At 63.6% G+C, this 14658-nt stretch carries 12 protein-coding genes and 1 tRNA gene; 11 read left to right on the forward strand and 2 right to left on the reverse strand.

Annotated features, from left to right (window positions below):
* From Q368_RS0121135 to rpoC, 11 genes are all read left to right on the forward strand, one after another.
* A partial coding sequence (locus Q368_RS0121135) for an EF-Tu C-terminal domain-related protein (protein WP_029461029.1) occupies positions 1 to 333 on the forward strand: 333 nt, incomplete at its 5' end.
* 3 nt (positions 334 to 336) lie between these two features.
* On the forward strand, positions 337 to 486 hold the full coding sequence (gene rpmG, locus Q368_RS0121140; protein ID WP_009108925.1) for a 50S ribosomal protein L33: 150 nt from the start codon (positions 337 to 339) through the stop codon (positions 484 to 486).
* Positions 487 to 507: 21 nt separating this feature from the next.
* Positions 508 to 583 (forward strand) — tRNA-Trp (locus Q368_RS0121145).
* Between the two features lie 21 nt (positions 584 to 604).
* Complete coding sequence (gene secE, locus Q368_RS0121150; protein ID WP_029461030.1) at positions 605 to 931, forward strand: preprotein translocase subunit SecE; 327 nt, start codon at positions 605 to 607, stop codon at positions 929 to 931.
* Between the two features lie 11 nt (positions 932 to 942).
* A complete protein-coding gene (gene nusG / locus Q368_RS0121155; protein WP_029461031.1) occupies positions 943 to 1509 on the forward strand; it encodes a transcription termination/antitermination protein NusG in 567 nt (188 codons plus the stop codon).
* A 34-nt stretch (positions 1510 to 1543) separates the two neighbouring features.
* Positions 1544 to 1966, forward strand: coding sequence for a 50S ribosomal protein L11 (gene rplK, locus Q368_RS0121160; RefSeq protein ID WP_029461032.1), 423 nt, complete (start codon positions 1544 to 1546; stop codon positions 1964 to 1966).
* A gap of 29 nt (positions 1967 to 1995) precedes the next feature.
* Positions 1996 to 2703, forward strand: a complete 708-nt coding sequence (gene rplA / locus Q368_RS0121165; RefSeq protein WP_029461033.1) for a 50S ribosomal protein L1 — start codon at positions 1996 to 1998, stop codon at positions 2701 to 2703.
* A gap of 196 nt (positions 2704 to 2899) precedes the next feature.
* Positions 2900 to 3421: a 50S ribosomal protein L10 gene (gene rplJ / locus Q368_RS0121170; RefSeq protein ID WP_029461034.1), complete on the forward strand. Its 522-nt coding sequence runs from the start codon at positions 2900 to 2902 to the stop codon at positions 3419 to 3421.
* A gap of 45 nt (positions 3422 to 3466) precedes the next feature.
* Entirely contained in the window at positions 3467 to 3859 is a 393-nt protein-coding gene (gene rplL / locus Q368_RS0121175) for a 50S ribosomal protein L7/L12 (protein ID WP_029461035.1), read from the forward strand.
* A gap of 223 nt (positions 3860 to 4082) precedes the next feature.
* Positions 4083 to 8189 carry a DNA-directed RNA polymerase subunit beta gene (gene rpoB, locus Q368_RS0121180; RefSeq protein ID WP_029461036.1) on the forward strand — a complete coding sequence of 1369 codons (4107 nt, stop codon included), beginning with the start codon at positions 4083 to 4085 and terminating at the stop codon, positions 8187 to 8189.
* Positions 8190 to 8375: 186 nt separating this feature from the next.
* Positions 8376 to 12548, forward strand: coding sequence for a DNA-directed RNA polymerase subunit beta' (gene rpoC, locus Q368_RS0121185; RefSeq protein WP_029461037.1), 4173 nt, complete (start codon positions 8376 to 8378; stop codon positions 12546 to 12548).
* Positions 12549 to 12817: 269 nt separating this feature from the next.
* On the opposite strand, the gene Q368_RS0121190 is transcribed toward rpoC, so the two are convergent.
* Both Q368_RS0121190 and Q368_RS0121195 read right to left on the reverse strand, forming a co-directional pair.
* Positions 12818 to 13552 (reverse strand): tetratricopeptide repeat protein, encoded by a 735-nt coding sequence (locus Q368_RS0121190; RefSeq protein ID WP_029461038.1) that lies wholly within the window; start codon positions 13550 to 13552, stop codon positions 12818 to 12820.
* 2 nt (positions 13553 to 13554) lie between these two features.
* Positions 13555 to 14637, reverse strand: a complete 1083-nt coding sequence (locus Q368_RS0121195) for a tetratricopeptide repeat protein (protein WP_029461039.1) — start codon at positions 14635 to 14637, stop codon at positions 13555 to 13557.
* Between the last annotated feature and the right edge of the window lie 21 nt (positions 14638 to 14658).

Genomic DNA, 14658 nt, shown 5'->3' on the forward strand with positions numbered 1-14658 from the left:
GACGAGGTCGAACGCGGCCAGGTTCTGGCCAAGCCGGGTTCCATCACGCCGCACCGCAAGTTCAAGGCCGAAGTGTACGTCCTGAACAAGGAAGAGGGCGGCCGTCACACGCCGTTCTTCACGGGCTACCGTCCCCAATTCTACTTCCGCACGACCGACATCACGGGCGTCGTCACCCTGAACGAGGGCGTCGAGATGGTCATGCCCGGCGACAATGCCACCTTCAACGTGGAACTGATCGCCCCCATCGCCATGGAAAAGGGCCTGCGCTTCGCCATCCGCGAAGGCGGTCGCACCGTCGGCGCCGGCGTCGTGTCGGAAATCGTGGAGTAAGCTATGCGGATCAATATCCAGTTGCAGTGCACCGAGTGCAAGCGCAAGAACTACGCCACGGAAAAGAACAAGAAAAACACCACCGGCCGCCTCGAAGTGAAGAAGTACTGCCCGTTCGACCACAAGCATACGGTCCATCGGGAAACGAAGTAGCAAGGCGCCGGGTTTAAACGCAGGGCAGTAGCTCCAACGGTAGAGCATCGGACTCCAAATCCGAGGGCTGGGGGTTCGAATCCCTCCTGCCCTGCCATTTTCGAACAAGGCGTAGGTCATGGCCAAAGAAAAGACACAGGCGAATCCATCCGCGCAAGCCGCTCCCCAGGGCGACAAGCCGGCCAAGGCCAAGGCTTCCGCCAAGGCCGGGGCCAAGGGCGTCGAAGCCGCGACGGGACAGCGCACGGGACTTATGGCGCGCATCGAGTCGGCCAAGGAGTTCTTCGAGCAGTCCAAGGTCGAACTCAAGAAGGTCACTTGGCCCACGCGCCAGGAGACCGTCAAGACCGGCATCGCGGTCCTCGTGTTCAGCGTGATCATGGCCATTTACCTCGGCGTCGTCGACATGGCCCTTTCCAGGCTTGTGGCGTTCATCCTCTCTTAACGGGAACGGTCATGACAACGAACGAAGGCTCCGGCGACGAGCAGCGCGCCCCTGCGCGGTGGTACATCGTCCACACGTATTCCGGTTTCGAGAATCGCGTGGAACAGACCATCCGCGAGATGATGCGCACGGGCCAGGACGGCGGGAGCATCGAAGAAGTGGTCGTCCCCACCGAGAAGGTCATCGAACTGGTCAAGGGCGAGAAGAAGACGTCCACGCGCAAGTTCTATCCGGGATACGTCATGGTCAAGATGGCCATGAACGACAACTCCTGGCACCTCGTCCAGTCCATCCCCCGCGTCACCGGCTTCATCGGCGGCAAGAACCAGCCGACGCCCATGCGCGACAGCGAGGCGGACAAGATCCTGAATCTCATGGTCAGCCGCCAGGAACAACCCCGTCCCAAGTACCATTTCGAGCGGGGAGACGATGTCCGCGTCATCGACGGCCCCTTCGGCGGCTTCAACGGCGTGGTCGAGGACGTCAACTACGACAAGGGCAAGCTTCGCGTATCGGTTTCCATTTTCGGCCGCCAGACGCCGGTGGAACTGGATTTCGTGCAGGTGAGCAAAAACTAGGGGCGGTTTCGCCTCTTTTCCGAGGATATTTACAATGGCCAAGAAGATCACCGCCAAGGTCAAGCTGCAGCTTCCGGCCGGTTCCGCCAACCCGTCCCCCCCGGTCGGTCCGGCGCTGGGCCAGCACGGCGTCAACATCATGGAATTCTGCAAGGCGTTCAATGCCAAGACGATGGACCAGAAGGGCACCATCATCCCGGCCTTGATCACCATCTACGCCGACCGCTCTTTCACCTTTGTCACCAAGACTCCTCCGGCGCCTGTGCTCCTGATCAAGGCCGCCAAGATCGAGAAGGGCTCGGGCGAGCCCAACAAGACCAAGGTGGGCAAGGTCACCAAGGCTCAGATCGAGGAAATCGCCAAGCTCAAGCTCGTGGACATGTCGGCCAACGATCTGGATGCGGCCTGCCGCTCCATTTCCGGAACCGCCCGCAGCATGGGTATCGAGATCGTCTAACCGGCGCGCGCGCAAGAGGTATTTTCGAGATGGCCAAGCATGGAAAAAAATATCGCGAAGCGGTCAAGGATATTGACCTGCAGGCGAAATTCGACGTCAACGAGGCGATGGCCCTGACGGTCAAGACCGGTGTCGCCAAGTTTGACGAGACCGTTGACGTGGCCTTGTGCCTGGGCGTCAACCCCAAGTATTCCGACCAGATGGTGCGCGGCGCGGTGTCGCTGCCCCATGGCCTGGGCAAGACCGTGCGCGTGCTCGCCTTCTGCAAGGGCGACAAGGAGGCCGAGGCCCGCGAGGCCGGTGCCGACTTCGCCGGAGGCGACGACCTGATCGAAAAGATCAAGGGCGGCTTCCTGGACTTCGACAAGGCCGTGGCCACCCCGGACATGATGGCCACCGTGGGCAAGATCGGCAAGATCCTCGGCCCCCGCGGCCTCATGCCCAATGCCAAGACCGGCACCGTCACCTTCGACATCGGCAAGGCCGTGCAGGAACTCAAGGCCGGTAAGGTCGAGTTCAAGGTGGACAAGGCCGGCGTGCTGCATGTGCCGCTCGGCAAGCGCTCCTTCGGTCCCGAAAAGCTCCTGGACAACTTCCGGGCTCTGATCGACACCGTCATGCGCCTCAAGCCGTCCGCGGCCAAGGGCACCTACCTCCAGGCCATGGCCCTGGCCACGACCATGGGCCCCGGCATCAAGGTGGACACCCAGTCCGTGCGCAAACTGCTCGAGGGCTGATCCGCCCCGCGCAAAAATGCTCGTAATTGTCCCGGGCCAGAGGTACGTCCTCTGGCCGGGGACGATTTTTCGATATAAAACAGGGCATGAAAAGCGAGTCGAAGACAGCGGGTGGGGATGTTCCCCTTAATTTCCCGCCGAGACCCGGCTTTGGCTCACTTGAAGGCCCCCTAACCCGCATGTGGAGGTAGGTACCGTGCAACGTGCGCAAAAAAACGAGATCGTCGAAAAAGTGCGCGCCAAGGCGGACCGGGCCGGCATTGCGGTGGTCACCGACTTTCGGGGCATGACGGTCGAGGAGATGACGGATCTGCGCGTCAAGCTCCGCGCCGCGGGTGTCGACTATCAGGTCGTCAAGAACACCCTGGCCCGCCTGGCGGTGAAAGACGGCGTCCACGACGCACTCAAGGACCATCTGAAGGAGAACAACGCGATCGCCTTCGGATACGACGACCCCGTCGTCGCGGCCAAGGTCCTTGTGGATTACGCCAAGACCAGCAAGAAGTTCACGGTCAAACTCGCCAGCCTCTCGGGGAAGGTCATCGACGCGCAGGGCGTCACCGACCTCTCCAAGCTGCCGAGCAAGCCGGAACTGCTGGCCCAGGCGCTCGGCACCATGAACGCCGTCCCCACCAACCTTGTCAGCCTGTTCGCGAACACCATTCGCGGCATGCTGTACGCCCTTTCGGCCATCAAGGAAAAAAAGGAAGCAGCGTAACCGCTCCGCTTCCGCCAAAGCCAACGTTCCAGGAGGAATTGATCCATGTCCGAGATCACCAAAGAGCAGGTTGTCGATTTCATTGCCAATATGACCGTCCTCGAGCTCTCCCAGTTCATCAAGGAGCTTGAGGAGAAGTTCGGCGTTTCCGCCGCCGCCCCGGCCATGGGCATGATGATGGCCGCTCCCGCCGGCGGTGGCGACGCCGCTCCGGCCGAGGAAGAGAAGACCGAGTTCGACGTCGTGCTGACCAACGCCGGCGGCAACAAGATCGCCGTCATCAAGGTCGTGCGCGCCCTGACCGGCCTCGGGCTCAAGGAAGCCAAGGCCAAGGTCGACGAACTGCCTTCCGTCATCAAGGAAGCCGTGTCCAAAGCCGACGCCGAGGAAGCCAAGAAGCAGCTGGATGAGTCCGGAGCGACCTGCGAAATCAAATAAGCGCCCCGCGCTTTCGTTCTCGACGGAAAAGAGTGCCCCCTCCGCGCAGGGGCGGGGCGCTCTTTTCCCCTTTTTTGTCCGAGCACCGCTTTTCGAGGCCCACAGCCGGCCAGGCCGCCGGCACCCCGGGCGAAACAGGCGCAGCCGCGTCGCGCAAGGCCGATGACGGGCGTTTCCAAGGCCCGAGATCTTCCAACGTCGTAGCCCTGCAACAGAGGAAAAAATGGCCCAGCTGACCAAACATTTCGGCAAGATCGTCAAAACGCTGACCATTCCCCATCTGCTCAACCTGCAGATCGATTCCTACGAGCTCTTTCTGCAAAAGGACGTTCCGCCGACCAGCCGCGAGGACGCCGGGCTTGAGGGTGTGTTCCGCTCGGTCTTTCCCATCGAGGACTTCAATCGAACCGCCTCGCTTGAATATGTCAGCTACGAGATCGGCGAGCCAAAATACGACGTTCCCGAGTGCATCGCCAAGGGCCTCACCTACGAGGCGCCCCTTCGCATCAAGGTCCGCCTCGTCGTCTACGACGTGGACGAGGAAACGGAAAACCGCACGATCCGCGACATCAAGGAACAGGTCATCTACTTCGGCACCGTGCCGCTGATGACCGAGAAGGGCACGTTCATCATCAACGGCACCGAGCGCGTCATCGTCAACCAGCTCCAGCGCTCGCCCGGCATCATCTTCGAGCACGACTCCGGCAAGAGTCACACCAGCCGCAAGGTGCTCTATTCCTGCCGCGTCATCCCCATGCGCGGCTCCTGGCTCGATTTCGACTACGACCACAAGGACATCCTGTACGTGCGCATCGACCGCCGCCGCAAGATGCCCGCCACAATCCTGTTCAAGGCCATGGGCATGTCGCGCGTCGACATCCTGCGCTACTTCTACGAAATCGAGCATTTCCTCGTCGAAGGACCGCGCGTCTACCGCCAGGTCCGCCCCGAATTCTACCGCAAGGAAAAGGCCTATGGCGAAGTCCGCGACGCCGACGGCAAGGTCATCGTGGCCGTGGACAAGCCCATCACCAAGCGCGCCTGGCGCCTCATGCTCGAAGCCGGCATCGAGCGTCTGGAAGTCGATCCGGCGACGCTGACCGGCCTGTTCCTGGCCGAGGATATCGCCGACCCGGCTACGGGCGAAGTCCTGGCCGAGGCCGCGGACGAGCTCACCCCGGACGTGGTGGAAAAACTCAAGGACGCCGGCATCAGCGATCTCCCGGCCCTGCACACCAGGGGCGTGGACACCTCCTCGTCCATCCGCGACACGCTGGTGCTCGACAAGACCACGGACACCATCTCGGCCCAGGTCGAAATCTACCGCCGGCTGCGCCCGTCCTCGCCGCCGACCCCGGAAATCGCGGCCAACTTCTTCGAAAACCTCTTCCGCAATCCGGACTACTACGACCTGTCGCCCGTGGGCCGCTACAAGCTCAACGCCCGCCTGCGCATCGACCAGCCGCTGGACTTCCGCACACTGTCCAACGACGACATTCTGAAGGCCGTCAAGCACCTGACCTTCCTCAAGGATTCCCACGGTCCGGCCGACGACATCGACCACCTGGGCAACCGCCGCGTGCGCCCCGTGGGCGAGCTGGTCGAAAACCAGTACCGCATCGGCCTCGTGCGCATGGAGCGGGCCATCAAGGAGCGCATGAGCCTCCAGGAAGTGGCCACGCTCATGCCCCACGACCTGATCAACCCCAAGCCCGTGGCCGCGGTGCTGAAGGAATTCTTCGGCACCTCCCAGCTGTCGCAGTTCATGGATCAGACCAACCCGCTGTCGGAAGTCACCCACAAGCGCCGCCTGTCGGCCCTTGGTCCGGGCGGCCTCACGCGTGAGCGCGCCGGGTTCGAAGTCCGCGACGTGCATACCTCCCACTACGGCCGCATCTGCCCGATCGAAACGCCGGAAGGCCCGAACATCGGCCTGATCGTGTCCCTGACCACCCACTCCAAGGTCAACGACTTCGGCTTCATCGAGACCCCGTACCGCGTGGTGCGCGACAGCCGTGTCACCGAAGAGGTGGTCTACTTGGACGCCACCCGCGAGATCGACGAGATCATCGCCGGCGCCAACGCCGAGCTCGACGAGCAGGGCCACTTCGTCCATCCCATGGTCGGGGCGCGCATCCGCGGCGACCTCATCATGACCCCGCGCGAGCAGGTCACCTTGATGGACATCTCGCCGAGCCAGATCGTGTCCGTTTCCGCCGCGCTCATTCCGTTCCTCGAGCACGACGACGCCAACCGCGCGCTCATGGGTTCGAACATGCAGCGCCAGGCCGTGCCGCTTCTGCGCTGCGAACAGCCGCTGGTCGGCACGGGCATGGAAGGCCCGGTGGCCAAGGACTCGGGCTCGTGCCTGCTCGCCGAGGCCCCGGGCGTGGTCCACTACGCCGACGCCGAGCGCGTCATCGTCTGCTACGACGGCGAGTTTTCGCCCGAGACCGGCGGCGTGCGCTCCTACGAACTGCTCAAGCACCACAAGTCCAACCAGAACACCTGCTTCGGCCAGGTGCCGCGCGTGCGCGTGGGCCAGCGCGTGGGCAAGGGCGACGTTCTGGCCGACGGCCCCGGCATCCGCGACGGCGAGCTTGCGCTCGGCAAGAACCTGCTCGTCGCCTTCATGCCCTGGTGCGGTTACAACTACGAAGACTCCATCCTCATCGCCGAAAAGGCGGTCAAGGACGACACCTTCACCTCGGTGCACATCGAGGAGTTCGAGGTCGTCGCCCGCGACACCAAGCTCGGACCCGAGGAGATCACCCGCGATATTCCCAACGTCGGCGAGGAAATGCTCAACGACCTCGACGACTGCGGCATCATCCGCATCGGCGCCAAGGTCGTGCCGGACGACATCCTGGTCGGCAAGATCACGCCCAAGGGCGAGACCCAGCTGACCCCGGAAGAAAAGCTCCTGCGCGCCATCTTCGGCGACAAGGCCCGCGACGTCAAAAACACGTCGCTCAAGGTGCCGCCCGGAATCGAGGGCACGGTCATCGACGTGCGCGTGTTCAACCGCCGCTCCGGCGAGAAGGACGACCGCACCCGCCAGATCGAGGACTTCGAGCTGGCGCGCCTGGACACCAAGGAAGGGCAGCACATCGACGGCATGGGCGCGAACATGCGCCGCCGCCTGTGGCCCATCGTCCAGGGCAAATCGGTCTTCCAGACGATCAAGGGCCCGAAGAAGAACGACGTGCTGCTCGAGGCCAACCATCCCATCACCCTCGAGGTCCTGGAGGCTCTGCCGCTCAAGAAACTGTCCGGCATCTTCTCCTCCAAGGAAACCAACGAGGCCGTGGCCGAGATCCTCGACGAGTACGACCGCCACATCCAGTTCGTCAAAAACGTCTACGACCAGAAGCGCGAGAAGGTGACCGAGGGCGACGATCTGCCCCCCGGCGTCATCAAGATGGTCAAGGTCTACGTGGCCGTCAAAAGAAAGCTCAACGTGGGCGACAAGATGGCCGGCCGCCACGGCAACAAGGGCGTCGTCTCCTGCATCCTGCCGGAAGAGGACATGCCCTTTTTCGCCGACGGCACCCCGGTCGATATCGTGCTCAACCCCCTCGGCGTGCCTTCCCGTATGAACATCGGCCAGATCATGGAGACGCACCTGGGCTGGGCCGGCATGGCGCTCGGTAAGCAGCTGGCCGAACTCATCGATTCCGGCAAGGCCATGGAAGGCGTGCGGGCCGACGCCAAGGCCGTGTTCTCCGATGCCGAGACCGGCGCGCTTATTGATGACATGACCGACGATGAACTGCGCAAGGCGCTGAGGGCCCTGCGCAAGGGCATCGTGGCCAAGACCCCGGTCTTCGACGGGGCCACGGAAGACGAGATGTGGGGCTGGCTCAAACAGGCCGGTCTGCCCGAGGACGGCAAGGTCACCTTGTACGACGGCCGCACCGGCGAGGCCTTCCACCGTCCGGTCACCGTGGGCTGCATGTACATCCTCAAGCTCCACCACCTGGTCGACGAGAAGATCCATGCCCGCTCGACCGGCCCGTACTCCCTGGTCACCCAGCAGCCGCTCGGCGGCAAGGCCCAGTTCGGCGGCCAGCGTCTGGGCGAAATGGAAGTCTGGGCGCTCGAGGCCTACGGCGCGTCGTACCTCCTGCAGGAATTCCTGACCGTCAAGTCCGACGACGTCGGCGGGCGCGTCAAGATGTACGAGAAGATCGTCAAGGGCGACAACTTCCTGGAAGCCGGTCTGCCCGAGTCCTTCAACGTCCTGGTCAAGGAACTCATGTCGCTCGGCCTCGATGTCGACCTGATCCAAGACGAGAAAAAGATCGCTAAGGTCCCGCCGCGGCGCTAGCGTCGCGCCCGGGAACCCGCCGCCTCTCCCTCGCCTCGCGCGGGGGAGGGGGCCGGTGGGCCGACCCCGGGCCCGCCGCACCCCAGCCGCAAGGGCCTTCGACATAAGCTTCGCGTCCCAACCGCTGCGCCGTGCCTGCGGCGCAGCCAGCTGCGGGGAAGTCCTCCCGCCATACGAGGTAACCGTATGTCCCTGGACGAATTGTTCAGCATGCGCGGCATCGGCCAGACCACCGTGTCCAGCCGTTCGCTCAAATCCATCCGTATTTCTATCGCCGCGCCCGAGAAGATTCGTGAATGGTCCTTCGGCGAAGTGAAAAAGCCCGAGACCATCAACTACCGTACGTTCAAGCCCGAACGCGACGGTCTGTTCTGCGCCAAGATCTTCGGTCCGGTCAAAGACTACGAGTGCAACTGCGGCAAGTACAAGCGCATGAAGCACCGCGGCATCGTCTGCGAAAAATGCGGCGTCGAAGTCATCGCCTCCAAGGTGCGCCGCGAGCGCATGGGCCACATCGAGCTGGCCGCGCCCGTGGCCCACATCTGGTTTTTGAAGACCCTGCCCTCGAAAATCGGCACGCTCCTCGACATGACCATGGTCGACCTGGAGAAGGTGCTCTACTTCGACTCCTACATGGTCCTCGACCCCAAGGAGACCAACCTGACCAAATATCAGGTCATCTCCGAGGAGCAGTACATCCAGGTCATCGACCACTACGGCGGCGAGGACGCGGTCGAGGTGGGCATGGGCGCCGAGGCCGTCCGGTCGCTGCTCGAGGAGCTGGATCTGCTCAAGATCCGCACCGAGCTGCGCGAAGAGGCCATGACCACCAAGTCGCAGACGAAAAAGAAAAAGATCATCAAGCGCCTCAAAATCGTCGAGGCCTTCCTCGATTCCGGCAACAAGCCCGAGTGGATGATCATGGAAGTCATTCCGGTCATTCCGCCGGAGCTGCGCCCGCTCGTTCCCCTGGACGGCGGCCGTTTCGCCACCTCGGACCTCAACGACCTCTACCGCCGGGTGATCAACCGCAACAACCGCCTCAAGCGCCTGATCGAGCTCGGCGCGCCGGACATCATCATCCGCAACGAAAAGCGCATGCTCCAGGAAGCCGTGGACGCGCTCTTCGACAACGGCCGCCGGGGCCGGGCCATCACCGGCACCAACGGCAGGCCGCTCAAGTCCCTGTCCGACATGATCAAGGGCAAGCAGGGCCGCTTCCGCCAGAACCTGCTCGGCAAGCGCGTCGACTACTCCGGCCGTTCGGTCATCGTCGTCGGCCCCAAGCTCAAGCTGCACCAGTGCGGCCTGCCGAAGAAGATGGCGCTCGAGCTCTTCAAGCCCTTCATCTACGCCAAGCTCGAGGAGAGGGGGCTCGCCACCACCATCAAGACGGCCAAGAAAATGGTCGAGCGCGAAGAACTGGTGGTCTGGGACATCCTCGAAGACGTGGTGCGCGAGTATCCGATCATGCTCAACCGCGCCCCGACGCTGCACCGCCTGGGCATCCAGTCCTTCGAGCCGACCCTGGTCGAGGGCAAGGCCATCCAGCTGCACCCGCTCGTCTGCTCGGCCTACAACGCCGACTTCGACGGCGACCAGATGGCCGTGCACGTGCCGCTGTCGGTCGAGGCGCAGATCGAGTGCCGCGTGCTCATGATGTCCACCAACAACATCCTCTCGCCCGCCAACGGCAACCCGATCATCGTGCCCTCCCAGGACATCGTGCTCGGGCTTTACTACTTGACCGTCGAGCGCAGCTTCGCCAAGGGCGAGGGCAAGATCTTCGCCGATACGGGCGAGGTCGTCTGCGCCGTGGACGCCGGGGTGGTGAGCCTGCATGCGCGCATCACCTGCCGCATAGGCGGGCAGCGCATCCAGACGACGCCGGGCCGCATCATCGTGGGCGAGCTGCTTCCCGAGGGCCTGCCCTTCGAGCTCGTCAACACGGTGCTCAACAAGCGCAGCATCGGCAAGCTCGTCGGGGACACCTACCGCATGGCCGGAACCAAGGCCACGGTCATCCTCTGCGACCGCCTCAAGGATCTCGGCTACGAGTACGCGACCCGCGCCGGCGTCTCCATCGGCGTCAAGGACTTGACCATCCCGGACAGCAAGGCGCGCATTCTCGAAGCCGCCCAGAACGAAGTGGACGACATCGAGATCCAGTACGGCGAGGGTATCATCACCCGCACCGAGAAATACAACAAGGTCGTCGACGTCTGGACCAAGGCCACCAACGACGTCGCCTCCGAGATGATGCGGCAGATCTCCTGGGACATCCTCACCGACCCGAAGAGCGGCCGCGAGGAGCGCAACACCTCGGTCAACCCGATCTTCATGATGATCCACTCCGGGTCGCGCGGTAACCAGGACCAGATGCGCCAGCTCGCCGGCATGCGCGGGCTTATGGCCAAACCGTCGGGCGAAATCATCGAAACGCCCATCACCTCGAACTTCCGCGAAGGCCTGTCGGTCGCCCAGTACTTCATCTCGACCCACGGCGCGCGGAAGGGCCTCGCCGACACGGCCCTTAAGACCGCGAACTCCGGTTACCTCACCCGCCGCCTCGTCGACGTCGTCCAGGACGTCATCATCACCGAGATCGACTGCGGCACCGTGGACGGCCTGGAGATCACCCACTACGTCAAGGCCGGCGACATCAAGCAGCGCGTGCACGAACGAGCGCTGGGCCGCGTGACCATGTTCGACATCCTCGACCCCGAGACCGACGAGGTTCTCATCCCGTCCAACACGGTCATCGACGAGGGCTACGCCCAGGTCATCGAGGACAAGGGCCTGAGCTCGCTGACCATCCGCTCGACGCTGACCTGCCAGTCCAAGCACGGCGTGTGCGCCATGTGCTACGGCCGGGATCTGGCCCGCGGGCACCTCGTCAACGTGGGCGAGACGGTCGGCATCATCGCCGCCCAGTCCATCGGCGAGCCGGGCACGCAGCTGACCATGCGCACCTTCCACATCGGCGGCACGGCGGCGCGCGAAATCGCCCAGTCGTCGGTGACGGCGCAGCACAACGGCCGCATCGCCCTCTCCCGCGTCAAATCCATCGTCAACCGCCAGGGCCACACCATCATCATGGGCAAGTCCGGGCAGGTGTCGGTGGTCGACGACCAGGGCCGCGAACGCGAGCGCTACAGCCTGCCGTCCGGCGCGAAACTCTACGCCGTGGCCGGACAGGAGGTCAAAAAGGACCAGCTGCTGGGCGAATGGGATCCGTTCAACGAACCCTTCGTCACGGACGTGGCCGGCATCATCAAGTTCACGGACATCGTGGAAGGCAAGACCTACCAGGAGAAGGTGGACGACGCGACCAAGCGCGCGACGCAGACCATCATCGAATACCGCACCACCTCCTACAAGCCCGCCGTGTCCGTCGTGGACGATCACGGCGCCCCCAAGACCCGGCCCGGCACCAACAGCCTGGCCGTCTTCTCCATGCCCGTCGGCGCGCTGCTCATGGTGCGCGACGGCCAGGAGGTCTTCGAGGGCGACATCATCGCGCGCAAGCCCCGTGAATCGTCCAAGACCAAGGACATCGTCGGCGGTCTTCCGCGCGTCGCCGAGCTGTTCGAGGTCAGGAAGCCCAAGGAGATGGCCGTGGTCTCCGAGATCGACGGCATCGTTTCCTTCGGCCCCGAGACCAAGGGCAAGCGCAAGATCATCGTCACCCCCGAGGCTGGCGACGCCAAGGAATACCTCATTCCCCGCGGCAAGCACATCACGGTCCAGGAAGGCGACTTCGTGGAGGCCGGCGAACTGCTGACCGAGGGCTATCCCGAACTGCACGACATCCTCAAGATCAAGGGCGAGAAGTTCCTGGCCAAGTATCTCGTCGACGAAATCCAGGACGTCTACCGGTTCCAGGGCGTGGCCATCAACGACAAGCACATCGAGATCATCGTGCGCCAGATGCTCAAGAAGGTCTCTGTGCTCGACTCCGGCGAGACCAACTTCCTCATCGGCGAGCAGGTGGACAAGATCCGCTTCATGGAAGAGAACCTGCGTTGCGTCGAGGAGGGCCTCAAACCCGCCGTGGCCGAACCGCTGGTGCTCGGCATCACGCAGGCTTCGCTGTCCACGGACTCCTTCATCTCCGCGGCCTCCTTCCAGGAGACGACCAAGGTGCTCACCGAAGCCTCGCTCATGGGCAAGGACGACGCCCTGCGGGGACTCAAGGAAAACGTCATCGTCGGCCGCCTCATCCCGGCCGGCACCGGCTACCGCCGTTACATGGACAGCGAGATCACCGTGCCGCGCCAGCCCGAGCGTCCGGACCGGTTCCTGGAGGAACTGGAGGACAGCCCGCTGCTGCTGGAAGGCAGTGCGACTCCGGAATAACCTTCCGGCATCATCCCGAAACGCGAAGGGGACCCCGTGCTCGGGGTCCCCTTTTTGTATTGGTGACCAAGGCTCCGGAAAGTGCATAGGTTTCGGCCGGGTGCCTGCTTGTTCGCGCGGATCGTTCTGGCAGGGTCCCGCCAAACGGACGCGCGGGGCGTGGATACGGCCTTTCGGGTCTGGGGCGACTCGCACACTGTATGCGCGGCCACGGCGATGCGCCGGGACGTCCCTTGGCCCTGTGCCTTCGCGCCCCGGGCGAGACGGGGCTACAGTCCCGGCAGGGGCGCTTCGCGGGGAGGGCCGTCCCAGATGCGGGCGAGCAGACGCCTGGCTTCGGCGAGGTCGGGATTTATGGCCAGGGCCTCGCGGGCGGCGGCTTCGGCTTCGGGCAGGCGCTTTTGCTCGTAGTAGACGCGGGCGATGTTGAGCAGGAGGTGGTCGTCGTCCTTGGACAGGTCGCGGGCGCGGAAGTAGTACTTGAGGGCTTCGTCAAACAGGCCCTTCTTGCGCAGGTTGATGCCGAATTCGTTGAACAGGTGCTTGTGCCGGGGCTCGAAGGCCTCCTCCATCCCGACGAGGCGGTCGAAGATGTAGACGGCCTTGTCCTTTTTATCGACGGCCAGGTAGACGAGCCCCAGGCCGAAGTTGGCCCGGATGTTCTCCTCGTCGATGCCCTTGACCTTGAGGTATTCCCGTTCCGCGTTGGCGTGCTTGGCCGTGGCCCGGTAGTGGTCGCCGACGAGCAGGGGCTGGCTCAAGAGTCGGTAGCTCAGGTCCGGTTCCAGATGGTAGTCCTCGAAGAGCTTCTTGCGGCTGATTTCAAACGGCTCGCCCTGGGGCTTGAAGTCCATGTCCAGGCTCTGCACGCGGAAGCGGTCGCCCTCGAGCTCCTTGACGAACCAGTAGGTTTCCGAGAGTGCGGCCCGCTTGGTCGTGCCGAAGCCGACCTTGATCGTGGCCTTGAGGGAGAAGATGCCGGAGATGCGGGTTTCGCCGTCCATGGTCAGTCGTCCCTCGCCAGGACGCCGGGGGTGTTGCCGGCTGCCGGCGACGCCTGCTCGGCGCCTGCGAGCGTATCGTATTGCCTGGCGCGCAGTCTGGCCAGGAGCTTTTTGGCTTCCTCGAATCCCGGACGCAGGGCGGCGGCCTGTTCCAGATGGCCTGCGGCCGCCTCGTAGTCCTTGGAGAAGATGCAGGCCTTGGCGATGTTGTAATGGAGATTCTCGTCTTCTGGCGTCAGCGTCAGGGCCTGGGTGTAGGCGTGCAACGCGCCGGCGTAGTCGCCGCGCTTGCGCAGGTCGATACCCATGGTGTTGTAGGGGTTGACCGCGTCGGGGTTGGCTTCGAGGATTTCGGCGAAAAGTTCCTTGAGCTCGTCCAGGCGATCCTGCATGGCGAGGATGGCCGCCGATTTGTCGAGACAGGCGCGGAAATTCGCTTCGTCGCCCTTGCCCTTGTAGGCGTAGGCCATGCCCTTGTAGGCCTCGGCGTACATGGAATTGAGCGCCACGGCCTTGTTGAAGGCCAGGATCGCCTTGCCGTATTTGTGGCGGTGCAGGTAGTCCATGCCCTTGTTGAAATAGGTCGTGGCCTCGTTTTCCTCTTCCACGATCTCGGTGAATTCCTCGATGGCCTCGTCGAAGCGGCCCTGGCGCACGAGTTCGTTGGCGCTCGCGAACTGTTCGATTTCGATTGCGTCGCCGCCGAGGCTGTCGCAGGCCATGCGCAGGTGGCGTTCGAGGGTCTCCAGCGAGTAGGGGCGGATCACGTAGCCGTTGCAGCCGGCGGCGATGGCCCCGAGCACGCTTTTGAGGTTGCTTTCCCGGGTGACCATGACCGCCGGGAGCAGCTGCGGCCGGGCGGCCTTGCGGATGGCCCGCAGGCAGGCGCTGCCGTCCATGTCCTTGACGGCCGCGTCGATGAGCAGGAGCTGCACGGCGTGTTGGCGCACCGGCTCCAGCACGTCTTCGACGTCGTCGAACACCTGCACGCTGCCGACGTTGAGCTTGATGCAGCTTTGCCTGTCCCGACTGGCGTGATGCTGGTTGTTTGTCAGGATGGCGATGGAGATTGCTTGGTTGTCCATGGCGTCTCGCAGTGGCCGAAG

The organism is Solidesulfovibrio alcoholivorans DSM 5433 (assembly GCF_000702665.1).
Taxonomy (GTDB): Bacteria; Desulfobacterota; Desulfovibrionia; order Desulfovibrionales; family Desulfovibrionaceae; genus Solidesulfovibrio; species Solidesulfovibrio alcoholivorans.